Source organism: Paenibacillus sp. ALJ109b, assembly GCF_010747435.1.
Classification (GTDB): Bacteria; Bacillota; Bacilli; order Paenibacillales; family Paenibacillaceae; genus Paenibacillus; species Paenibacillus taichungensis.
On sequence record NZ_JAAIFP010000032.1, the window covers coordinates 1 to 22987 of the forward strand.

A 22987-nucleotide genomic window follows, 5' to 3' on the forward strand; every position below is an offset into this window, starting at 1 on the left:
CGAGGGCTTATCCAATATGCAAGTTGTAAGTCGCAAATTTCGTTTCGGATCTAGTTTTCAGAGAATAAACTCTGAAATGAAAATTGGTACATCACAGAATGTGTGTATGATTTTCAGTTCCACAATGATTTCAAGAAGCTATGCTTCGACAAATCGCGTTTGGTGGCGATGGCGGAGGGGTTCCACACGTACCCATCCCGAACACGACCGTTAAGCCCTCTAGCGCCGATGGTACTTGGACCGCAGGGTCCTGGGAGAGTAGGACGCCGCCAAGCGAACTCTTTCATCCTACATAGAAAACAGGCTCTGCATGTTAACGTTGTATGATGAAATGCATTTGCACTGCAAATGCATATTATTCCCTGATAGCTCAGTTGGTAGAGCACTCGACTGTTAATCGAGTTGTCACAGGTTCGAGCCCTGTTCGGGGAGCCATTTGCTCTCATAGCTCAGTAGGTAGAGTGCATCCATGGTAAGGATGAGGTCACCGGTTCGATCCCGGTTGAGAGCTTTGGAAATGGGGCCCGTTGGTCAAGGGGTTAAGACACCTCCCTTTCACGGAGGTAACAGGGGTTCGAATCCCCTACGGGTCATAGCTATATTTATTAGCTTAAAAAAGGGATGAGAATCCCAAAGGTTCGTCGGAGGATAAACTTCGTTAGCAATGGCTTCGCAGTCTCGAACGAAGTGAGAGTATCCCCTACGGGTCATAGGATGGAGGCTTAGCTCAGCTGGGAGAGCATCTGCCTTACAAGCAGAGGGTCGGGGGTTCGATCCCCTCAGCCTCCACCACTTAACTTAATGGGGATTAGCCAAGCGGTAAGGCAACGGACTTTGACTCCGTCATGCATAGGTTCAAATCCTATATCCCCAGCCATTTTAGTTTTTAGTTTGAGTCATTAGCTCAGTTGGTAGAGCACCTGACTTTTAATCAGGGTGTCGAAGGTTCGAGCCCTTCATGACTCACCATTACATGCGCGTGTGGCGGAATTGGCAGACGCACTAGACTTAGGATCTAGCGTTTCACGACGTGGGGGTTCAAGTCCCTCCACGCGCATAGGTTTTGCGGAAGTGGCTCAGCGGTAGAGCATCGCCTTGCCAAGGCGAGGGTCGCGGGTTCGATTCCCGTCTTCCGCTCCAATATTTGCGCCCTTAGCTCAGCTGGATAGAGCGTTTGACTACGAATCAAAAGGCCGGGAGTTCGAATCTCTCAGGGCGCGCCATTATTTTCATAAGTATCGGGATGTAGCTCAGCTTGGTAGAGCACCTGGTTTGGGACCAGGGGGTCGCATGTTCAAATCGTGTCATCCCGATTTTTATTTGCGGGTGTAGTTCAATGGTAGAACTTTAGCCTTCCAAGCTAATAGCGTGGGTTCGATTCCCATCACCCGCTTCATGATTCATTGAAAAGTCTCTGTATATACAGGGGCTTTTCTTTTATTTATAGAAACAACATCTCATTATTATACCAATCTCCCCTATATTCGTTTGATAAGTGAAAGAATACCTCCGACCCCTTCATTAATTTCTGCTAAAAGAATCAAAAATTATAAAAACACTCTTTAATTTATTGCGTCACTGTGATAAAGTATACAAAAGCTTGCTTTGCCGGTCATGTTTCTTTATGTTTCGTCTGGTTTGTAATAATGGAAAACATGCAGATACAAATCCATTCAGGTGCAACGAACATTCCCAGTCTAACTGTATATTTATGAAAAATTAAGAATAGGTATGAGTTATTCGAGTAATGAAAAGTACGTGAAAAAGGTATCATGCGACAGCATTTGACCATTAATCGAAGCAGAACAAGAAAATGAATAATAAAGCGTGTTTTTGTGCTGTAAATCAGGGTAAATCCCCATTTTTACTAGTAGAAAAATAAAGATTTTCGTACCAATTTATTGTATGATGTTATGAAGGTGTCAAATTTACGTGTACGAATGGAACGATCAGATGGGAGGATAAGCATGACTGAAACTATGGTAACCGCCAGCAAAAGCCAATCCAACAACCTGCTTCGGCGAGACGTGCGGTTCCTGGGCAATATACTCGGAGAAGTTCTTGTCCATCAAGGAGGCACGGAGCTTCTAGATATCGTTGAGAAGATTCGGGAAACGAGCAAATCGTTGCGTGCAGAGTTCTTGCCAGAACTTTATGCAGAGTTCAAAACGATGATCCAGGAATTAGACTCGGAAAATCGACATCAGGTGATTCGAGCTTTTGCGATTTATTTTCAATTAGTTAACATTGCTGAACAAAACCATCGGATCCGGCGTAAACGGGATTATGAACGTTCTGCAGGGGACGCTGTGCAGCCAGGATCGATTGAAAAAGCAGTACAAGATCTGAAGGAACGTGGACTGTCTCACACGGAAGTAGAGGATATTCTAGAAGATTTATCGCTGGAATTGGTGATGACAGCTCATCCAACCGAAGCCATGCGTCGGGTTATACTGGACATCCACAAACGGATATCCGAAGATGTCATGTCACTTGATAATCCTACGCTGACGTTGCGTGAACGTGAGCAGTTGCGGGAGAAGCTGCTGAATGAAGTCATTACTCTATGGCAGACTGATGAGCTTCGTGACCGTAAACCGACTGTGCTTGATGAAGTACGGAACGGAATGTATTACTTTCATGAAACGTTGTTCCATGTACTTCCGGATGTATACCAGGAGCTTGAACGCTGCCTGAATAAATTTTATCCTGACCATGACTGGCATGTGCCGACGTATTTGCGGTTCGGTTCCTGGATCGGTGGAGACCGGGATGGAAATCCTTCGGTAACTTCAGATGTAACATGGCAGACACTGTTGATGCAGCGTAAGCTCGCTTTACGTGAGTATCAACGGATTATGATTGAACTTATGGGACATCTCAGCTTCAGCACGAACATCATCCACGTATCGGATGAGCTGGTGCAGTCGATTGAGCAAGACCGTAGTTGTGTAACGTTGAAAAAAGTGGACATGTGGCGGAATGAAAAAGAGCCATATCGTATTAAATTGGCTTATATGATTGCCAAGCTGAACAATGTTCTGGATGAGAACAAAGTAGGACAGCCTGACCGCTATGACAGCGCTCAAGGACTGATGGATGATCTGATGATTATCGATCGCAGCCTACGTCATCATTTTGCGGACTATGTAGCAGATACCACCATTCGCAAAATGATTCGTCAAGTGGAGTTGTTCGGTTTCCATACAGCTGCATTGGATGTGCGTCAGCACAGCAAAGAGCATGAAAATGCGATGTCGGAGATTTTGGCCAAGATGAACATCGTAGAAGACTATGCTCGTTTGACGGAAGATGGCAAAATCGATTTGCTGGCTCGTTTGCTGGATGATCCTCGTCCGCTGACTTCCCCTTATCACCAATACACTGAGGGGACCAAAGAAACTCTGGATGTATTCCGTACGATCAAACGTGCTCAGAGCGAGTTTGGGACCGGCTGTATCACAAGCTACCTGATTAGTATGACCCAAGGAGCAAGTGATCTGCTTGAGGTTATGGTATTTGCCAAAGAAGTAGGTTTGTTCCGCAAAGAGCATAACGGTGAAGTGGTATCTACGCTTCAAGCGGTTCCATTGTTTGAAACGATTGATGATCTTCATGCCGCTTCGGAAATTATGGAGAAGCTGTTCAACCTTCCGGTATATCGCGCAAGTGTGAGTGGACGGAATGAACTGCATGAAATCATGTTGGGTTACTCGGACAGCAACAAGGATGGCGGGGTTGTTACAGCCAACTGGGAACTGCGCGTAGCGATGAATGCTATCACCGCTGTTGGTAATAAACACGGCGTTAAACTGAAGTTCTTCCATGGTAGAGGTGGAGCGCTTGGACGTGGGGGCATGCCTCTCAACCGCAGTATTCTTGCTCAACCACCACACACCATTGGTGGGGGCATCAAGATTACAGAGCAGGGTGAGGTTATCTCTTCCCGTTATTCCCTTCAGGGAATTGCATACCGCAGTCTTGAGCAGGCTACATCGGCTTTGATTACAGCTGCTCTAAACGGTCTGGAGCCGCAAGAGTCGGACTCAGAGCGTCAGTGGGACAGCATCATCAAAGATATTTCCGAAGTATCCCTGACAAAATACCAGGATCTCATCTTCCGTGATCCAGACTTCTTTACTTTCTTCAAGGAATCGACACCGCTGCCTGAGGTTGGGGAACTGAATATTGGTTCACGTCCATCCAAACGGAAAAACAGCGACAAGTTCGAAGATCTGAGAGCGATCCCTTGGGTATTTGCCTGGACCCAAAGTCGTTATCTGCTTCCCGCATGGTATGCGGCAGGAACGGGACTTCAAAGTTACTATCAGGATAAAGAAGAAAATCTGGTTGTCCTGAAAGAAATGTATGAAAACTTCCCATTCTTCCGTACACTAATTGATACGGTGCAGATGGCTGTTGCCAAAGCAGATCTGGTTATTGCGAAGGAATACTCGGCCATGACTTCCAATGAGGAAGCACGTGATCGCATCTATGGTCAGATTGAATCTGAATTCAAACTTACCAAAGAGCTGATTCTGAAAATTACGGGAGAAGCTGAAATTCTGGACGATGTACCGGTGATTCAAGAGTCAATCCGACTTCGTAATCCGTATGTCGATCCTTTGTCCTACATGCAGGTCCAACTTCTGAGTGAGCTCAGAGACATGCGTGAGCGTGGCGAGGATGACACAGAGTTGCTGCGTGAAGTGCTGCTTACAATTAACGGCATTGCTGCAGGACTTCGGAATACGGGCTGATCATTAACCTGCTTAACAATATATGAAGTGAATTTTCTAGCCATATAGATAGTAAAAGCCTAATTCTTTCCTCGGCATGAGTGAGAGATGAAACGGGACTCCTTCGGGAGTTCCCGTTTTTACTGTTTTTGGCGGTTATTTTCCGGCACAGTCTTGATTTTTGACCAAAGTTGATTTACGATTTGATTGGTGAATTACAAGTGTGGACGGGTATCAGAAGGCGGAAGACCCATCAGCATGTCTGGGGGAATAAGGGTGGACAATTTGGAGAACAGGCTTATTAAGCTGGTACTGAAGGGTGACCAGCGAGCCTTTGCAGAAATCGTTGAATTATACAAGGACAAGCTGTTTCATCTGGCATACCGGATGCTGAACAATCGTCATGAAGCTGAAGACGTTGTACAGGAGACGTTTTTACGTGTGTTTCGCAATATGGAGAAGTATGATCCGAACCAGAAGTTCTCAACCTGGATATACCGGATTGCAACCAATCTGTGTATTGACCGCTTACGGCGGAAGAAACCTTCTTATTCATTGGATGCAGAGCTGAATGATCAGGAAGGATCTGATGGTTATGCAATGCTTCCAAGCGATGATCGTACACCAGAGAGTGAAGCACTTTTGTCTGAAACGCAGACACTAATCCGTGAAGCGATTGACAGTTTGCCGGCCAAGTATAAATCAGTCATGATTTTAAGATATTTACAGGACTTGTCGCTACAGGAAATCAGTGATGTGACAGGTATGCCCGTAACAACGATTAAGACTCGTGTTCATCGGGGCCGTGATTTTTTGCGTAAAAAACTGGAGTATAAGTTATAAATGTAAAACGTCTGTATTTTGGGCGAAATTATTTGAAACATATCCGAAACGGATGCGTATGTAATGTATGCAAGTCTTATGCGTGCTTTTTGGCAATGCAAGGACTAAGTGATCTAAGAAAGGATTGGCTCTCATATGGATTGCAACTCGGCCGTCTCTTTAATGCATGAATGTTTGGATGAGTCGTTGTCCCCGGCCCAGAAGGTTGAACTGAAAAGTCACCTTGTGACCTGTCCGGATTGTCGCATGCGCTTTAAAGAGTTGGAACAGACGGAAATGCTACTCTTTGCCATGAAACACTATTCACCGTCTGCCTCGGATGAGCTGACCAATCGAATTATGAATGCTCTGCCCCAGCCCAAGAGACAGCAAGTATGGCTCAAATGGGTCAAAGGACATCCCGCGCTGACGGCGGCAGCCTTCTTTTTGGTCGTGATGCTCTTTAGCGCCTGGAATTTCTGGAATCAGAATAACGAAATGGTCGTTAAGGGAAATAATCTGGACCAGATCGTGATTGAAGGAAACACGGTTATTGTTCCGGAGGGCAAGTCCATTGCTGGCGATCTTACGATAGAGAATGGAACTGCTCAGGTATACGGTGATGTAAATGGCAATCTTACGGTCATCGACGGACAGTTGTATCAGGCTTCAACGGCACATATTTCCGGTCAGGTGAAAAGTATTGATCAGGCGCTGGACTGGTTCTGGTACAAAATAACCAATATGGTAAATGAAGTGGCTTATCGCTAAAACAGGGTAAATTCTTCAATGGTATACACCAAGCAGGGTACCTCCAGATTGCTGGGGTACTCTTTTTTTATCTGATAACTTTGTAATTTATGGGATTTGTGTTGTTTATGCGCAGTTTGTGACTCCCGTAACTTGCAACATGAACGTTAACGTTATAACCTAGATACTAAAGAGAACATACTACTACATATAGATAAGCTTTTTGCATAAATCCAAAGAGCGTCTTTCAATCAGCAAATTATAGATCGAAATGATTCTGTTCGTCTTTACGCTGATTAGATCAGAGTGTTCGTTTCTGGCCAACTTTTGTACCTGAGAGTGAGTCTGAATGGATTATGCAAATGCGATAAAGGATTAATTAAATCCTAATGGGTTAATATGAGAGCAGGGTTTACTCATCAATGGGGATAGCGGGGGCTGGCTTATGAACTATTTTGCTGACTTAACGTGGAAAGAGTCCATTAAGGACGTTATCGATATATTGATCGTTACCTATATTATGTACAAATTGATTTTGCTTGTACGGGGCACCCGAGCGGTTCAGCTGCTTAAAGGTATTCTGTTCCTTGTAGTGATCTGGGCACTAAGTACGTGGCTAAACCTGTATACGCTCAAATGGCTGATGAACCAGATGTTTACGTTTGGTGTCGTTGCGGTCTTTATTATCTTTCAACCGGAACTGCGCCGTGGTCTGGAGCAATTGGGTAGAGGTAAACTGTTTGGACGCTCGGCAGCAGCAAGTGATGAAGAATTAACGGTTTTAATTGGTGAGATTATTAAGTCCGTAAATTATTTGTCACGACGTAAAATTGGTGCACTGGTTGTATTTGAACGAGAAACAGGTCTGAACGATTACACGGAGTCCGGCATTCAGATGCAATCTCTGGTTAGCTCAGAGCTGATGATTAACATTTTTATTCCGAATACACCGCTCCATGATGGAGCCGTCATTATACAGGGCAAACAGATTTCGGCGGCAGCCTGTTATTTGCCTTTGTCCGAGAATCCGTTTATTAGCAAAGAGCTAGGAACGCGTCACCGTGCAGCAATTGGGATTACTGAGGTTGCAGATGCGATCTGTTTGGTTGTTTCGGAGGAGACGGGACAAGTGTCGCTTGCGATGAATGGACAGGTTGTTCGTGATATTAAGGAAGAATCGTTGATTGCCAAACTGTACGAAGAACTGCGTCCAACATCCAATCTGACTAAAAAGAATGGTTGGACTACCTTCTGGAAACGGAAGGGGGGACGTAAAAATGGATAAATGGTTCAATAACAACAATTTTGCCAAGATTCTCGCTTTAGCGGTGAGTTTGTTGCTCTGGTTCATGATACATCTGGATGAAGTACCAACTACGCCAACGATCACGACAGGGACAACTAATAAGGTTGTGGAGCGTACTGTGCCTGTTCAGCCTTATGGACTCGACAGTAACTCCTATGTACTTACTTCATTAAGTACGGATGAGGTGCGTCTGGAGATTAAAGGGCAACGTTCGATGTTAACTTCGATTTTTACGAATGATGATTATAAGGTGCTAGTGGATCTTAGTCAGGTGAAAGATGGGTCCAATACGTTACCGCTAGTACCCGATCTGCCTTCCGGGGTTGAGGTAGTCAGCATGGAGCCTTCCATGGTTACGGTCAACGTGGAGAAATTGGGCACCAAATCCTTCAATGTGAATATTGTACCCGAAGGAGAACCATCCGCCGGATATAACGCTGGAACGCCCGTTGTTGAACCTTCAGGGCCAGTTAAGGTAACTCTGCCGGAAGGGCAGCTTGACGCCGTAGCGAAGGTTCAGGGCAGTGTGAGCGTGAAGGATGCGAAGGATGACGTAACGCAGAAAAAAGTGAAGCTTCAGGCATACGATGCCGAAGGCAAGGTCATTGAAAATGCGATTGTTACACCAGAAACCGTTGAAGTCCGTATTCCGGTCAGTCAGCCCTATACAACTGTGCCCTTAAGAATCAAATATTCGGGACAGCTGCCGGAGGGGATGGTGCTCTCCACGGTTGAACCAAGCGTGAAAGAAGTCTCGGTTTACGGAACAGAGGATGCGCTTGCGGGTATACAGTCCTACGACCAAGTAACCCTTGATCTTACACAGTTCAATGAGGCAGGAACGTCTACAGTTAACGTGGACTTGACGCCGCCTCCCGGTTTTGAGAAAATCGAGCCTAGTTCGATTCAGCTTAAGGTGACGGTATCGCCTTACGATGAGCTTCAGGAGACGACCAAAGTCTTTCCGAACGTACCCATTACGCTTACTGACGCGGGGAACGGGCTGGAAGGGACACTGGTTACTCCCAAAAGTGGTGGCTTGAATATTACGCTTAGAGGTTCTTCAACGATGCTTGAAGGTCTAAGTAGTGATGATATCAAGCTGACTGCAGATCTTGCTGGACTTGCGGTAGGCACGCATGAAATAAAGCTTGAGGCTGACTTGCCTCGTTTTGCTAAACTGGATGAATCATCAGTCGATCTGAGCGCTACCGTCAAAATTAGCGAAAAGGCTGATGATACGACGGTTGCTCCCGGCGAGGAGCCGAGTGATGAAGAAACGCTGGGGCCTGATCCTTCACCAGCCGAAGTCGAGAATGGGGATACCGAAACTGCTCCTGGAGAAGAAGAAACAGAATCGAATACGGACAATCAGGAGCAGAGCCAGCAGGGGAACACCAGTCGAGGTAACTCCAATAACAGCGTTAGCAGTAATAGTGGCTCCAATCCGTAATAGAAAATGTTCAGATCAGAAATTTTTAAAATAACGTTTTATGCTCTTATATGATGCGAATAGAAGGAGTTAGATCATGGGGAAATATTTTGGTACAGACGGCGTAAGAGGTGTTGCCAATAAAGAATTAACGGCGGAGCTGGCTTACAGCATCGGACGTTGTGGTGGTTATGTGCTTGCAGGCGGTGTGGAAAGACCAAAAGTGGTTATCGGTATGGATACCCGAATCTCGGGGCTTATGCTGGAATCCGCACTGGTTGCAGGTTTGCTGTCCATTGGCGCCGATGTAATTCGTCTGGGTGTTGTATCCACTCCTGGAGTGGCGTATATTGCTCGTCTGCTGAAAGCCGATGCAGGGGTAATGATTTCGGCATCTCACAATCCGGTTGAGGATAACGGAATCAAATTTTTCGGGGGAGATGGCTTCAAGCTGTCCGATGAGACGGAGAACCGGATCGAAGAACTGATGGATGCAGAAACGGATCAATTGCCGCGCCCTGTAGGTGGTGGTTTGGGGACCGTTACTGTGGATGAAGAATCCCGTTATCGCTATTTGGACTACCTGAAAACAACGGTAAATGAATCGTTCTCAGGACTCAAAATTGTTCTGGACTGTGCTAACGGAGCAGCTTATGAGCTCGCACCCAAATTGTTCAGAGAACTTGGTGCAGAAGTCATTGCCATTGGCGCTGAGCCTAACGGCCTGAATATCAATGAGCAATGCGGATCAACTCACCCGGAGCATTTGAAAAAAGAGGTGCTGAAACATAATGCGGATCTGGGCCTTGCTTTTGACGGGGATGCGGATCGTCTGATTGCTATTGATGAGACAGGAGCTGAGGTTGATGGTGACTTCATTCTGTGCATCTGTGGTGATGCGATGAATCGTGCAGGCAAGCTGAAAGACAATACCGTAGTATCTACCGTAATGAGTAACATTGGATTCTACAAAGCAACGGAGAAACTGGCACTGAAAACAGCTAAGACTGCTGTGGGTGACCGTTATGTGATGGAAGAAATGCGCCGTGGGGGTTATAACCTGGGTGGAGAGCAATCCGGTCATGTTATTTTCTTGGATTACAACACAACAGGCGACGGTATGCTGACAGCGATTCAGCTTGTGGACACGATGAAGGCTTCCGGTAAAAAACTGAGTGAACTTAAGGCGCTGATGACCCAGTATCCACAAGTATTGGTGAACGTGCGTGTTGAAGATAAGAGTAAATACGAGGGCAATTCTGCGATTGAGCAAGCTATTGCTACAGTGGAGCAGCATCTGGGCGATAATGGACGTGTACTTGTTCGTGCGTCCGGGACCGAATCCTTGATCCGCGTTATGGCGGAAGGACCAGATAAAGATGAACTTGAACAATTCGTATCTCAAATTGCAGATGTTGTGCAAAAAGAACTGGTATAGGACCTGATCTATAGGCCTTCCAAACACGGTTGTTTCAAGGGAATCACTGTCTCATAAGGTTTAATCTAACAGGGTTTATGCCATACAAACCCATATTCCTACGTCCCGGCCTAGTGAGACCATGGGTCTGTTTATCTGGTCGGGATTGTGGGTAAATATGCCGAAATTGTCACAGGTACTTTGCTCCATTGCAAAATGAACCTGACGTGCATATAATGAGTGGAGTCGTCATTCAGACACAGAAAGTGAGGATCGTAAGGTACTAGTTACACAAGCGCCAGAGCTTGAAGTTGCGCGGGAAGTATTTTGAACAGTACGAATCTTGAAACCATGAAGATGTTACTGATCTAAATCAACGGCAATCAAGCTGACGAGGTGGAGGTGTTCGGATTGTTCGGCGGGGACCTCCCGGTGATGCACCAGAGCCGTAAACCGGATTGCGGAAAATGGATGGGTGACTGTCCACACAACGCGCCGGTAGGTGCAAGATTCAACTAAAATTCAAATGAATGTGCGCGAAGAGCGTGAACAGTGCGCGGACGGGAAAATGATGTACATTCATGATTGCATCTAATAACAGCTTATGACTGCGGAGCGGCAAGAGGCTGCTCTGATCATTGATAATTGAATAATTGAAAGTTTTCATGATACGTTAGGCAATCATTTTCATTTTTTCGATATGCCGTGCCAGCCTGTTTCTCTTCGTGACACAGTATTCATATACAAACGGAGGAAATAAACTATGTGCGGTATTGTTGGATATATTGGTAATAAGAACACTCAATCGGTATTGGTCGAAGGCTTGAAGAAACTCGAGTATCGTGGTTATGATTCTGCAGGTATCGCGGTATTCACACCGGAAGGTCTGCAAATCACGAAAGCTCTTGGTCGTCTTGCGAACCTTGAAGCTAAGCTGGATGGAGCACCACTGGTAGGCAATGCCGGAATCGGACACACACGTTGGGCAACTCATGGTAAACCATCGGATGAGAACTCTCATCCACACACGGATGGAAGCCAGAAGTTCTCTGTTGTGCATAACGGTATTATTGAGAACTATCTGGATCTGAAGGACGAATTGATGGCTCAAGGCCACACGTTCACTTCCGAGACAGATACTGAGGTTATTTCTCACCTGATCGCACGTGAATACAATGGTGATATCGTTAAAACAGTGCAAAAAGTGATCAAGTTGTTGCGTGGCGCATTCGCACTGGGTGTATTGACAGAGCATGAGCCTGAGAAACTCGTAGCTGTGCGTCAAGCAAGCCCATTGATTATTGGTATTGGTGAAGGCGAGAACTTCATTGGTTCCGACATCCCGGCAATTCTGGAACATACACGTAACGTGTACATTCTGAATGACGGTGAGATGGCTGTTTTGACACATGATGCTGTCGAATTGATGACGATTGAAGGTAACTTTATTTCTCGGGAAATGATTCGTGTCGATTGGGATGCTGTAACTGCAGAAAAAGGCGGATTCGAGCACTTCATGTTGAAAGAAATTCATGAGCAACCAAAAGCATATCGTGATACAATGCTGGGTCGCATCGACAATGAAGGCAAAAAAGTTCAACTTCCTGAGTTGAAAATGACAGAAGAGCAAATTAAAAATATTCGTAACGTTCAAATCATCGCTTGTGGTACAGCGTACCATGCAGGTCTGGTTGGACGTACTGTAATCGAGCAACTGGTACGTATTCCGGTAGAAACAGATGTTGCTTCCGAATACCGCTATCGTTCCCCGATCGTAAGCAAAGATACACTTGTGATCGTGGTGAGCCAATCCGGTGAAACGGCTGATACACTTGCTGCACTGCGCGAAGCACAGTCAAATGGTGCACATGTACTCGCCATCACTAACGTTGTAGGTAGCTCCATTGCACGTGATGCGGACGATGTGATTGCAACACTGGCAGGACCTGAAATTGCTGTAGCTTCCACTAAAGCGTACACTTCGCAATTGATCGCGTTCAACCTGCTGGGTCTGTACCTTGCACAAGTTCGTGGCACACAAACAGCAGAAGAGATTGTTCACACGCTCGCAGCAATGCAAGCATTGCCTGAGCAAGTTGAATCCATGCTGGAGCAAGCGGAAGCTATTAAAGGATATGCAGAGCAAATCTCTAAACATGAACATCTCTTCTTCATCGGCCGCGGTCTGGATTATGCAGTAGCACAAGAAGGATCGTTGAAACTGAAAGAGATCTCTTATATTCACTCCGAAGCGTATGCTGCGGGTGAGTTGAAACATGGTACGCTCGCATTGATCGAGGACGGTATCCCTGTCATTGCTCTGGCAACGCAGGAGAACGTTCTGGAGAAAACTGTGAGCAATATCAAAGAAGTGAAAGCACGTGGTGCAGACGTACTGGCAATTACGTACGAAGAGCACGTGGCACCATTGCTGAAATCCGTTGACCAAGCGTTTGCGATTCCTAAGACGTTGCCACTGCTTAGCCCGGCTCTGTCTGTTGTAGCATTGCAATTGCTTGCCTACTACGCTTCCCTGGCACTGGGCCACGATGTGGATAAACCACGTAACTTGGCGAAAAGCGTAACGGTAGAGTAAGGGATTAATTTTAATTTTTAAATCACTGAAATGAAAGAATAGTCCCGATGATATTTAATATGTCATCGGGACTTTTTTATTCTTACGAATGTTCTCGTATTAATTGTTTATTTACTGTGTTATTGTACGTTAACATTCTGGTTGATAAATCAATCAAATATTGCTGCTACCAGTAACTAAATAATTTCTGATAAGATTATTTGTCCTGTTGACTCTAAGTCAACAGGACTTTCTGTATTTTTAAATAGGGGATGACTTTTAAACTGTAGGGGAGCGGATAGACGTATTCGGAAATTACAAGTTTGAATATGAGACCCAAAATGATTGAAAATTTTCTGTATCGTATAGGCGTCTGACTTGCTAAACTCATGCTCTTTTTAAGATAAGCGAATGCTACCAACAAAACCGATTTTCTACTTAAGTTATGAAGATGAGGTATAAAGATAGTGAATATTGTTAATGGAAGTTTACAGTATGCAAAAATGAAGTGGTTGAAGCTGCACGTGACTTTCCTGCGTAAGCAGCATTGTTATGTACAATACATAATTATGAATGATCATACCAACAGGAACAGGTCATAGTATTTCTCTAGATAATATAGTTCCGACTGCAAACTAAAGCACTTATCTAATTCTGTGAAAACCGAATTTCTGCTTCACTAATTGCCTCGTCTCGCCCTCAAGCTTACAGAAACCGCCATCGATTGTTTTGAGAAGTTTGAAATGTGCTATAATTGTGTTAATCTTTCAGCAGACGAAATCCAAGAAAGGAGCGAAGTTTTCATGACTGAATTATCAGATCATCAGTTTACGTTAATTTCCCGCGCTCTTGCCGAGCCGAGACGTTACCAGATGCTTAAAGAAATCGGCGCTTCAAAAGCCCCCCTTGCCTGCAGCATACTTCAAAATAACCATAACGTAAGTGCACCAACCATGTCTCACCATATTAAAGAGTTGGAGACGGCAGGGTTAATCCATGTCATACGCGAAGGCAAATTTAAAAATCTTGTTCTGCAATCCGATACTCTTCGCACTTATTTGGATAGACTCTCGAAAATTGATGCGAATTGAAGAAACACCCCGATTGAATTCAATTTAAATATTCATCTGTGCCCCCTCATGTTCCATGAGGGGGTTTTTTGCGTTCGTTTAAGCGCGTATGTATGCGATACATTGTTAATCAAATTATATTTGATCGAATAACTTGACAAAAATAAATCTCAATGAGATACTTTGACAAGTATCTAAGTGTTGTAAGATCGTTGGAGCTAATTTGAACTGCTCTGGCACATCAACGGAGTATGGATGATTTTCGAAGGCTAGTAGCAGGAGTCAGGGATGGCCAGTATTGATAGGGTTTTCCGGATCTTGCAAGAAATCGTACTATCCAAGATGGAGAAGATCTTAAAAAAAAGGAGGAATTGAAATGTCAAAGCAACAAATTACGGCAGCCGCTTCCGGCAATATAAAAATAGGAATAGATCTTCAGGTTAACCGGTTAGGCTATGGGACGATGCAATTGACAGGCCCAGGAGTATGGGGTGATCCCGCCGATCCGGAGGAAGCCCTGCGTGTTCTGCAGCGATCGGTAGAGCTTGGCGTCACATTCATCGATACCGCTGATTCCTATGGGCCCTTCGTCTCCGAGCGACTGATCAAACAGGCTCTTCATCCATACAACGAAGATCTTGTGATCGCCACAAAAGCTGGCCTCACGCGTCCAGGACCGGACGAATGGCTCCCGGTTGGGCGTCCCGAATACATACGTCAACAGGTCGAACTGAGCTTGCGTCATCTGGGACTCGAACGTATCGATCTCATGCAGCTGCACCGAATCGATCCTAAAGTACCGATCGAAGAACAGCTTGGCGAGCTGGCACTTCTGAAGGAAGAAGGGAAAATTCGGCATATTGGTCTCAGCGAAGTCACGGTGGATCAATTGAGAGCAGCGGAGAAAATCACACCGATCGCTTCCGTGCAAAACTTGTATAACCTAGTGAAACGTGATTCGGAGCCGGTGCTCGAATACGCAGAAGCGAAGGGCATCGCCTTCATTCCTTGGTTTCCACTGGCGACGGGCGCGCTTGCACGTGAGGGAAGTCCGCTTGATGAAATGGCTGTGCGACTGAATGCGAAGCCCGCTCAACTCGCGCTTGCCTGGCTGTTAAAACGTTCACCGGTTATGCTGCCAATTCCGGGGACTTCGACCGTCTCGCACTTGGAGGAGAATATTGCCGCAGCCGGTATTACGCTCAGCGATGAAGATTTCAATACCCTTTCACAATTAAAGTAAGGTTTCACTGAAAAAAAGGAGTGTGTTGTTCATGCTATTACCTACAGAAGTAGTATCAGAAAAAGTCTTCACCAAGCGGGACCCGGCTGACGGCTCTCCTACAGAAATTCCTTTGTTCATCGTCAGACCAAAAGGAGTTTCAAAATCGAATCTGCCTGTCATTCTTTTAATTCAAGAAGCATTTGGCGTTACCAGTCACATTCAGGATGTAGCCCGTCGTTTTGCCGCACAAGGCTATGTCGTCGTTTCGCCTGATTTGTATTATCGTACGGGACTATGGCAAACCTTCGCCTATACAGAATATCCAGCAAGTGCCAGTGCCCGAGAGCCGCTGAATGAGGAGAGAACAATGGGTGACATTCAGGCATCTCTTGACTATATTGCCGATCTGGAAGGTGCCGACAAAACGAGAGTTGGTGTCATCGGTTACTGTATAGGAGGCATGCTTTCCTACTTTACTGCCAGCCATTTCTCCGACAGAATTAAAACGTCTGTTGTCTATTACGGTGGGGGGCTGACTTCTCGAAATCCTCAATTTCCGGTTGCTCCGGTGGAGAGAACGAATCAGATCAAGGTGCCTATACTAGGCTTCTTTGGAGGAATGGATCGAGGGATTCCGAAAGAAGTCGTAGAGCAAGTGGATCAAGCATTGAATGCTTCTAACAACGACCATACGATTTTTTATTATCCGGAAGCCGATCACGGATTCTTCTGTAATGAACGGCAGAGCTATCATCCAGTAGCAGCTCAGGATGCGTGGTATCGTACATTAATCTGGTTTGACGAAAAGCTGGATATGCATTCGATTTGATTCGTCTAGAGAAGCAATAATCTTATATTAATATTCATTCTGAAAAAGTATTTAGGGGGAAGAAAATGAACACAAATGCAAATGCCGCCAAACGACTTCCAATAGCGGGACTCTTAGCCTTGGCAATGACAGGTTTTCTCGCGTTGCTATCAGAGATCCTGCCGGCCGGTTTGCTGCCTCAATTAAGCCAAGGTCTCGGTGTTTCACAAAGTATGGCGGGTCAATTGACCACATTTTATGCGATCGGTTCGGTATTAGGTGCTGTCCCGATCATCACAGCAACTCGAAATTGGAGACGTCGATCGCTTCTATTACTGACTGTCGGCATTTTCTTTGTTTTTAACACGATTACGGCCATATCATCTATCTATATATTAACTCTGATTGCTCGCTTTTTTGCAGGTGTAGCGGCAGGTGTTGTATGGGGAATGCTTACAGGATATGCGAGACGTATGGTATCAGATGAACTAAAAGGCCGTGCCGTGTCGATCGCTATGATGGGGATTCCTATTGCATTGACCTTTGGTTTGCCTCTCGGAACATTTCTTAGTTCTTTTATTGGTTGGCGCAGTTTATTTGGAGTTGTGTCCTTGGTTGCCGCTGTTCTAATAGGATGGATTTTATGGAAATTGCCTGATTTTCCAGGGCAGTCTGATAAAAGTTCAGTTTCGGTTTGGAGTGTTTTCAGAACACCTGGAGTACGTTCCGTATTGTTTGTCGTTTTGGCTTGGATGACAGCTCACAATATACTCTATACCTATATTTCTCCATTGCTAGCTTCTGTAGGCTTCAATCAGATCGAATTCATATTGCTCATATATGGTATTGCTTCGATCGTGAGTACCTTTTTAATAGGTAGGTTAATTGATCGTTACTTACGTCCCTTAGTAATTGGGAGTTTAATAGCATTTATTTTAGTTACCGTTCTATTTAGTATCAGTAGCAACTTACCGGTTGGCATCTATGTAGCTATCATTCTGTGGGGATTTGTATTCGGTGGCGCAGCATCACTCTTACAGACTGCAATTGCTGAAGCTGTGGATGATCAGGCTGTAGATATCGCATTGTCGTTGAGCTCAACCACATGGAATTTTGCTATTGCTTGTGGTGGTGCCGCAGGTGGAATATTACTTAATACGGCAGGGATGTCTTCATTCCCGTGGGTAGGATTTGTTTTGTTAATTTTGGCTATGTTCGTCGCATGGAAAGCGAAAAAGTACGGGTTTAAATCTAAACGATGAAAGGGGCATGAGGGAACAGGGGTGAAATAAGTTAGCAAAATGATTCCCACCTTTTTTAATAGTATCTTCGGTGTTTCCAGAATGTTCCGAGATTTTTACACCTGACAATGATGTTAAATCATAATGTTTAAGTAAAGGTTCCTGATGACAAAACAGTCATCAGGACCTTTTGCTATGGACAAATAATCAAATTAAATTATTTGTGTCATGACCATCTAAATATAAAGGCATTTTTATCTGTGAGAAGAGAGCTAATCCCTTTCAGTTGAATATAGGGGGAATCAGTCCACGACTCTCCAATTTAATTTGAATCAATAGAGTACAAACCATTCTGCAACGAAATGTTCCCAGTCTGTCCAGTTTCAACTTTTACCTCAGTGGCAAATACACCAGGCATACGCCTGTCTGGGAACCAGGGCATCTTTTTGTCGATTACAATAAACATGCCTTCTGCGTCACCGATCGGGGCAAATTGTTTTCCGTCTCCAGCAAAGGGTTCAAGGTGATACTGCCCATTCATTTTGCTTATGGTATCGGGTACATCATCGACAGGCAGACCAATCTCGCTAATGCATAGCAGCTGCCTGGAATCAAAGGTTTCTTCGACTGCATTATGCAACGAATGGTGAGCGATGAACTCCATCAAATTACCACTCGGGTCATAGAAATAGAAAGCAGTCGCATCCCAGTAGGGGAAATAGAACTCATCTTTATCGTCCTTGGAAAGCAAAGAGATGTTTCGATCTTGAACCCACTTCCTGGCTTCAGGCAGTTGGTTTGTCGGAATCGTAAATGCGACATGATAGAAGGGCTTTTCCTGACCAGAAGTTTGCTGAAATGAAAGGATCGAATCTCCTGCGCGGAACGATACGGCCGATGTACTATCCTCCAGTAGCTCCAACTCCATTAACGTACCGTAAAACAGCTTCATGGCCTCCATTTGATCTGTGAACTTGTTAACCTCTTTTATTTGCATTCAAGTCACTCTCCCTCTGAAAACTTATCCTTGATTAAAATAATCAATGGTTTTCTCAATAAATGCTTTGGCAGATTGGGTCAGGTAACGGTCGGACCGATGAATGATCTCAAAATGACGGTAAGGGGCATCGTCCGTAATTCGGATGATGCGTAGTGTCGGTTCATTCATTGCCTTGATCAGTGGATATGGTAGCACTGTTCCGCCAACGTTAGCTTTGACCAGACTAATAATAGAGGTTGCCGAACTTGTCTCCATGATTGTATTCAAGGTAAAGCCATATTTGCGGCAATAGCCATCAACCAGTTCTCTGCCTGTGAACCCTTCCGGGAACATTACGGTCTGAATATCGCGAAGTTCTTTAATTCCAATCTCATTTCGTTCAGCCCAAGCGTGGTTCTCCGAAACGACGAGTACGTATTCCTCGCTGCACAAAGGAATGCGAACAAGACGATCATCGGTAATCGAAGTAAGCTCGATGCCGATGTCGACTTCGTTATCCAACACTTGATTCAATACATAAATCGAAGAAACAACCTTTAATTTCACTTTGGGAAAATGGGCATGAAAATTAACGAGCAACGGAGTAAGACGGTAGTCCAAATCCGACGGTAGGACTCCAATCACCAGCTTGCCTCGTTGATCATTACGAAATTCAGCTAACGCATCCTGGGTATTCTGTAAATGGCGAACCATTTGTATACAATGCTCCAGGAACAAAGTTCCCGCCTGAGTCATCACAATTTTTTTGCCCACCCGGTCGAATAAGGGAACGCCCAACTCATCCTCCAACGCTCGAATTTGTTGACTTAAGGTAGGTTGAGAAATGCCGATTTTATCTGCTGCACGTGTGAAATGGAGTTCCAGGTGATCTATAGTGAAACTATTTTATATCGTCCTGGCGCTTATTCTGGCTTCATTGAATTTGCGACCACCTATTACATCCATTTCTCCCTTAATGAGTACCATACAAAGTGATTTGAGTATTAGCGGAATTACTGCAAGTCTGTTAACTACGCTTCCTGTATTATGTATGGGTATATTCGCTCCTTTTTCCGTAAAGCTGAGCAGGAGGTGGGGGAATGAGGGCGCAATCGTTTTGGCTTTAATCCTCATTGGAACAGGTACGGCATTGCGGTTGTTTGTAGGTGCAACGCCTTTAATGATGTTTACTTCATTTCTATCCGGAGTAGGGATTGCATTGGCCGGTCCGTTGTTGTCCAGCTTTATCAAGCAATACTTTCCTACGCGAGTTGCTGCCATGGTGGGGCTCTACTCTACAGCAATGGTTGTAGGGGCCAGCATTAGTGTTGGATTATCGGTTCCCCTTCAAAATCTCCTGGGGGGTTCGTGGAAGGGATCGTTAGCGATTTGGGCATTGATCGCCGTCATTGCTTTGCCCGTCTGGATGAAATTAGCCTTGTCAGCACGTAAGGATCGACAATTGGGGCAGATTTCAGCTATGAACGTTGAAGCTCTTCCAGTGAAAAATAGTCGAGCATGGGTACTGACATTGTTCTTCGGACTGATGGCAGCGATCTTCTATTCATTGACTGCATGGCTTGCGCCTGCGATCCAGAGCCAGGGATATACGAAAGAGACTGCCGGAAGCATCCAAACGTTATTTACGTTAATTTCATTGCCGTCTACGTTATTCATTCCAATGCTCGTTCACCGTTACCAAAGACGTGTATTCTGGCTTGTTGGATGTGCGTTAATGGAGTTGATAGGTGTCTTAATGCTGAACCTGTCCGTCAGTCCTTGGCTGGCCGTAATCCCACTTGGCATTGGTGCCGGGGGACTGTTTCCGATCGCTCTGATGCTGCCTATTGATGAGACGAATAACGCTCAGGAAGCCAGCGCCTGGTCAGCCATGACTCAATCGGGCGGTTACATTCTGGGCGCGCTCGGTCCACTGGCGATCGGTTGGCTCCATGATACCACAGGCAGCTTTGTCCAAGCGTTCTATGGTCTGGCAATAATCATCGTGCTGCAAATCATAGTTCAGTTGGCGATAGGCAATAAAAAAAGCTTTCCAACGGTTCATGATAAATCAGAGTCCAGAGTTTGACGAAAAAAGATTGATATTGATGTGCGATGAGGTCGTAAACATCAAGCGGTTATTTGGGGTGGCAATAGTTAAACATTTTCAAGCAAATCCAGATAGTGCTGTCTTAAGGATTCCTTTAAGGTTTCAGGCTCCAAGATCTTAATGGACTTACCAAAGTTTGCGAGATAGCGAATGATGAACTCAAGCTCATGGGCTTCATATGAACCGACTAAATAGGCGTATCCAGTTTGTCCAGTATCAGTTCCAGATTCGTTAATGATCCGCATGGATGGAAACTGTTCTTGCTGAAACAGCTCAACCCCGGCTTCATTGATCAGACATTTGAATGGGATGGCGCTCACTGATGGTTTCCATAAAGAATGGGTATCCTGTATATTGAGTTCATTAATATGTGGTATAGGTTCGATGTCTGTCGCCTCGGATGAGGTGATTCGGTCACATCGGAACACACGGTACGCCTGTTTATCGAGATCATACGCCTGGCAATACCAGTAGCCTTTCATGGCATAGAGGGCGATGGGCTGAATGGTGCGTATGCTGGGCTTGGGTTTGTCGGAATTTGAGCTGTAATATGGGTTACTACTACTGCTGCGAATATGTTGATACGTAATCTGTATCACTATATTCTGTACAGCGGCCATCAATAGAAACTCCAGATGCTCACTATCCCGGATTTGCTCGGTATGTCGGAAAGAGACCCGATGCTGGATTTGCTCAATATTCTGTCTCTGGTTTTCGGAAAGGGCACATAGAAACTTCTCGTGGATGGAACGAAAAGAGACCTGAAAGGGTAGGTTGGTAAAGCTGCGTAATGCCTGCATCGCAAAGTAGAGAGCATGAAGCTCACTCGTATTAAACGAAATGGGGGGCAGCTGCATCTGCTGAAGCAAACGATACCCGCCATAACGTCCGTATTCGGCATAAATGGGAGCACCGATTTCCTCCAATGACGCGATGTCTCGTAATGCAGTTCTCTTGGATATCTGAAACTCCTGCATGAGATCTTGCAGGGTGAAGTGTTGTTTTTGATTGATAAAGCGCAGCATCTGGTTCATGCGTTCTGATTTTTTCATAAAAAACCTCTCAATGGTGCCATGAGTTGGCACCTTTTTTCGTTATAGTAAACAGTGTAATCCAATCAAACGAAGGAGGCAATACAGATGAATTTTGAAGTGATTCCGTTTCTGTCGATGAATGGTGATGCTGCGGCAGCCATTGCTTTTTATGAGAAGTACCTGGGGGCTAATGTGTTATTCAAGAAAAATTACAAAGAGATGAAGGAAATGAATCCGGGGTTTGAGTATCCTGAAGGGCAGGATGAATATATTACACATTCGGTACTCCAGATCGGGGTAAACAAATTGATGATTGCTGAGGAAGAAATGGATACCGGTCGCCCGTGGCAGCTGGGAAACAGCACGTCATTATGCATTCAATCGAAAGATAAAAGTACGATGACGGAGCTGTATAATTCGCTGGTACAACATGATGAGGTTAAGGTGCTGGTGCCTTATGAACAAAACGAGTTTAGTCCGGGGTATGGAATTGTCCGTGATCCGTTCGGAATCGTCATTCAGCTCTGTGTGACTGTGCATGATTTTTAATAACAGTAAAAATGAATCCGTGATGAGCCTGAAGGATGTATATCCTTTGGGCTCATTTTGAATTCTTTAGAAGTTGTAGTTTTCTTCTCTCTAAACTTTCTGCAAACGGGTAGTGTCCAACTTGGCAAGACGTTTCATCACTTTCTTCAGCATAACGGAGGCTTTGACACGGAGAGGAAGATCGTTGGATATTTCGATGCTGTATGAACCGGCGAGAATCTGCTCTTTGAGCTCGGCGACCGATGAACACGGTCGATCCAGTACATTGAATACACTACCGTATTGCAGACACTGGTGGGTATCGCTTCCGGCAGTGACCGGTTTACCGAGGGACTCGGCGAATGGTTCAACCTGCCCGCGGCACGTCTCGATGCCGTATTGGTACATATCCTTGGCGTTCAGATCAAAAGCATCCAAACGTCCCAATAAATCACGGTCCAACTGATACAGCGGGGTGGACTCGCGGAAAGGGTGTGCGCCAATTTTGAGCAAAGGCCAGGCTTCGGCCATATTCAGCAACTCGGCAAAAGGAATGAATGAACCTTTGGCTGTATATGGTTCCAGGCCGCTGCGGACGGCAAGGATATGTTCTTTTTGGCCCACCAGCAAAATATGTCCTGTCTCCTGAATATCCACTTCCATGCCGGGAAAAATGCGCAGTCCATCTGCCTCGTAGTACTCTCCGTTGTATGGATAGAGACGATCCAGCGTCTCATAGACCTCGTAGAAGTTACGGGTGTTAAAATGTTCAGTGAGTGCGAGGGCTTCGAGCCCGCTGGCCTTGGCTTCGTTGACCATTTCGGTGAAGTAATCAACCGAGAAATCAGAGTTTTTGGATAATTTTCCGTGAGTATGAAGATCAATGCGCATAGAAGACACTCCTTTATTCCATGAATGATTAATGGTATGAATAGTTACAGCATTTTATTT

17 protein-coding genes, 11 tRNA genes and 1 rRNA gene are annotated in these 22987 nt (G+C 45.2%); 25 read left to right on the forward strand and 4 right to left on the reverse strand.

All coding sequences use genetic code 11. The annotated features are described in order from the left end of the window. The first annotated feature begins 158 nt into the window (after positions 1 to 158). The 23 genes from rrf to G3352_RS26840 all read left to right on the forward strand — a co-directional run bounded on the left by rrf (position 159) and on the right by G3352_RS26840 (position 17406). A 5S ribosomal RNA gene (gene rrf / locus G3352_RS26730) occupies positions 159 to 275 on the forward strand. An 84-nt stretch (positions 276 to 359) separates the two neighbouring features. Next, positions 360 to 435: transfer RNA gene (locus G3352_RS26735), tRNA-Asn, on the forward strand. 3 nt (positions 436 to 438) lie between these two features. After that, a tRNA-Thr gene (locus G3352_RS26740) sits at positions 439 to 511 on the forward strand. A gap of 10 nt (positions 512 to 521) precedes the next feature. Then, a tRNA-Glu gene (locus G3352_RS26745) sits at positions 522 to 593 on the forward strand. A 123-nt stretch (positions 594 to 716) separates the two neighbouring features. Further along, positions 717 to 792 (forward strand) — tRNA-Val (locus G3352_RS26750). Between the two features lie 10 nt (positions 793 to 802). Beyond that, positions 803 to 877, forward strand: a tRNA-Gln gene (locus G3352_RS26755). 16 nt (positions 878 to 893) lie between these two features. After that, a tRNA-Lys gene (locus G3352_RS26760) sits at positions 894 to 969 on the forward strand. A 6-nt stretch (positions 970 to 975) separates the two neighbouring features. Next, positions 976 to 1057, forward strand: a tRNA-Leu gene (locus G3352_RS26765). Positions 1058 to 1065: 8 nt separating this feature from the next. Next, positions 1066 to 1140 (forward strand) — tRNA-Gly (locus G3352_RS26770). A gap of 6 nt (positions 1141 to 1146) precedes the next feature. After that, positions 1147 to 1223, forward strand: a tRNA-Arg gene (locus G3352_RS26775). Between the two features lie 16 nt (positions 1224 to 1239). After that, positions 1240 to 1313, forward strand: a tRNA-Pro gene (locus G3352_RS26780). A gap of 9 nt (positions 1314 to 1322) precedes the next feature. Further along, a tRNA-Gly gene (locus G3352_RS26785) sits at positions 1323 to 1393 on the forward strand. A 574-nt stretch (positions 1394 to 1967) separates the two neighbouring features. Next, complete coding sequence (gene ppc / locus G3352_RS26790; protein ID WP_163761181.1) at positions 1968 to 4760, forward strand: phosphoenolpyruvate carboxylase; 2793 nt, start codon at positions 1968 to 1970, stop codon at positions 4758 to 4760. Between the two features lie 255 nt (positions 4761 to 5015). Next, entirely contained in the window at positions 5016 to 5582 is a 567-nt protein-coding gene (gene sigW, locus G3352_RS26795; protein WP_036614044.1) for an RNA polymerase sigma factor SigW, read from the forward strand. Positions 5583 to 5717: 135 nt separating this feature from the next. Next, a complete protein-coding gene (locus G3352_RS26800; RefSeq protein WP_062329949.1) occupies positions 5718 to 6332 on the forward strand; it encodes a zf-HC2 domain-containing protein in 615 nt (204 codons plus the stop codon). 424 nt (positions 6333 to 6756) lie between these two features. Then, positions 6757 to 7596, forward strand: coding sequence for a diadenylate cyclase CdaA (cdaA, locus tag G3352_RS26805; protein WP_063567044.1), 840 nt, complete (start codon positions 6757 to 6759; stop codon positions 7594 to 7596). Then, entirely contained in the window at positions 7589 to 9070 is a 1482-nt protein-coding gene (locus tag G3352_RS26810) for a CdaR family protein (RefSeq protein ID WP_163761182.1), read from the forward strand. Before cdaA ends, G3352_RS26810 begins: the two co-directional genes overlap by 8 nt. A 76-nt stretch (positions 9071 to 9146) precedes the next feature. After that, positions 9147 to 10487, forward strand: coding sequence for a phosphoglucosamine mutase (gene glmM, locus G3352_RS26815; RefSeq protein ID WP_163761183.1), 1341 nt, complete (start codon positions 9147 to 9149; stop codon positions 10485 to 10487). Between the two features lie 742 nt (positions 10488 to 11229). Then, complete coding sequence (glmS, locus tag G3352_RS26820; RefSeq protein ID WP_163761184.1) at positions 11230 to 13062, forward strand: glutamine--fructose-6-phosphate transaminase (isomerizing); 1833 nt, start codon at positions 11230 to 11232, stop codon at positions 13060 to 13062. 782 nt (positions 13063 to 13844) lie between these two features. After that, a complete protein-coding gene (locus tag G3352_RS26825; RefSeq protein WP_163761185.1) occupies positions 13845 to 14132 on the forward strand; it encodes a winged helix-turn-helix domain-containing protein in 288 nt (95 codons plus the stop codon). A 355-nt stretch (positions 14133 to 14487) separates the two neighbouring features. Next, positions 14488 to 15354, forward strand: a complete 867-nt coding sequence (locus tag G3352_RS26830; protein ID WP_163761186.1) for an aldo/keto reductase — start codon at positions 14488 to 14490, stop codon at positions 15352 to 15354. A gap of 31 nt (positions 15355 to 15385) precedes the next feature. Further along, the gene (locus G3352_RS26835) at positions 15386 to 16165 is read left to right on the forward strand and encodes a dienelactone hydrolase family protein (RefSeq protein WP_163761187.1); all 780 of its coding nucleotides are present in this window, start codon (positions 15386 to 15388) and stop codon (positions 16163 to 16165) included. 65 nt (positions 16166 to 16230) lie between these two features. Then, on the forward strand, positions 16231 to 17406 hold the full coding sequence (locus tag G3352_RS26840) for an MFS transporter (RefSeq protein ID WP_163761188.1): 1176 nt from the start codon (positions 16231 to 16233) through the stop codon (positions 17404 to 17406). A 301-nt stretch (positions 17407 to 17707) separates the two neighbouring features. On the opposite strand, the gene G3352_RS26845 is transcribed toward G3352_RS26840, so the two are convergent. Together G3352_RS26845 and G3352_RS26850 are read right to left on the reverse strand one after the other, a co-directional pair. After that, on the reverse strand, positions 17708 to 18382 hold the full coding sequence (locus tag G3352_RS26845) for a VOC family protein (protein WP_163761189.1): 675 nt from the start codon (positions 18380 to 18382) through the stop codon (positions 17708 to 17710). A 24-nt stretch (positions 18383 to 18406) separates the two neighbouring features. Then, positions 18407 to 19258, reverse strand: a complete 852-nt coding sequence (locus G3352_RS26850) for a LysR substrate-binding domain-containing protein (RefSeq protein ID WP_163761211.1) — start codon at positions 19256 to 19258, stop codon at positions 18407 to 18409. Between the two features lies 1 nt (position 19259). Here G3352_RS26850 and G3352_RS26855 point away from each other — a divergent pair, with 1 nt between their 5' ends. Beyond that, complete coding sequence (locus G3352_RS26855; protein ID WP_163761190.1) at positions 19260 to 20453, forward strand: MFS transporter; 1194 nt, start codon at positions 19260 to 19262, stop codon at positions 20451 to 20453. A 68-nt stretch (positions 20454 to 20521) separates the two neighbouring features. On the opposite strand, the gene G3352_RS26860 is transcribed toward G3352_RS26855, so the two are convergent. Beyond that, complete coding sequence (locus tag G3352_RS26860; RefSeq protein ID WP_163761191.1) at positions 20522 to 21526, reverse strand: helix-turn-helix transcriptional regulator; 1005 nt, start codon at positions 21524 to 21526, stop codon at positions 20522 to 20524. An 87-nt stretch (positions 21527 to 21613) separates the two neighbouring features. Here G3352_RS26860 and G3352_RS26865 point away from each other — a divergent pair, with 87 nt between their 5' ends. Then, complete coding sequence (locus G3352_RS26865) at positions 21614 to 22057, forward strand: VOC family protein (RefSeq protein ID WP_163761192.1); 444 nt, start codon at positions 21614 to 21616, stop codon at positions 22055 to 22057. A 90-nt stretch (positions 22058 to 22147) separates the two neighbouring features. Here G3352_RS26865 and G3352_RS26870 read toward each other — a convergent pair whose 3' ends face one another. Further along, positions 22148 to 22927, reverse strand: a complete 780-nt coding sequence (locus tag G3352_RS26870; RefSeq protein ID WP_163761193.1) for a PHP domain-containing protein — start codon at positions 22925 to 22927, stop codon at positions 22148 to 22150. Positions 22928 to 22987 lie beyond the last annotated feature (60 nt).

Excerpts from the sequence above, each read along its gene's own strand:
- G3352_RS26835 (WP_163761187.1), top strand. The coding sequence starts at position 15,386 with ATGCTATTACCTACAGAAGTAGTATCAGAAAAAGTCTTCACCAAGCGG.
- G3352_RS26870 (WP_163761193.1), bottom strand. The coding sequence starts at position 22,927 with ATGCGCATTGATCTTCATACTCACGGAAAATTATCCAAAAACTCTGAT.
- ppc (WP_163761181.1), top strand. The coding sequence starts at position 1,968 with ATGACTGAAACTATGGTAACCGCCAGCAAAAGCCAATCCAACAACCTG.
- G3352_RS26845 (WP_163761189.1), bottom strand. The coding sequence starts at position 18,382 with ATGCAAATAAAAGAGGTTAACAAGTTCACAGATCAAATGGAGGCCATG.
- G3352_RS26825 (WP_163761185.1), top strand. The coding sequence starts at position 13,845 with ATGACTGAATTATCAGATCATCAGTTTACGTTAATTTCCCGCGCTCTT.
- G3352_RS26860 (WP_163761191.1), bottom strand. The coding sequence starts at position 21,526 with ATGAAAAAATCAGAACGCATGAACCAGATGCTGCGCTTTATCAATCAA.
- cdaA (WP_063567044.1), top strand. The coding sequence starts at position 6,757 with ATGAACTATTTTGCTGACTTAACGTGGAAAGAGTCCATTAAGGACGTT.
- glmS (WP_163761184.1), top strand. The coding sequence starts at position 11,230 with ATGTGCGGTATTGTTGGATATATTGGTAATAAGAACACTCAATCGGTA.
- G3352_RS26865 (WP_163761192.1), top strand. The coding sequence starts at position 21,614 with ATGAATTTTGAAGTGATTCCGTTTCTGTCGATGAATGGTGATGCTGCG.
- glmM (WP_163761183.1), top strand. The coding sequence starts at position 9,147 with ATGGGGAAATATTTTGGTACAGACGGCGTAAGAGGTGTTGCCAATAAA.
- G3352_RS26840 (WP_163761188.1), top strand. The coding sequence starts at position 16,231 with ATGAACACAAATGCAAATGCCGCCAAACGACTTCCAATAGCGGGACTC.
- G3352_RS26800 (WP_062329949.1), top strand. The coding sequence starts at position 5,718 with ATGGATTGCAACTCGGCCGTCTCTTTAATGCATGAATGTTTGGATGAG.
- G3352_RS26830 (WP_163761186.1), top strand. The coding sequence starts at position 14,488 with ATGTCAAAGCAACAAATTACGGCAGCCGCTTCCGGCAATATAAAAATA.
- G3352_RS26810 (WP_163761182.1), top strand. The coding sequence starts at position 7,589 with ATGGATAAATGGTTCAATAACAACAATTTTGCCAAGATTCTCGCTTTA.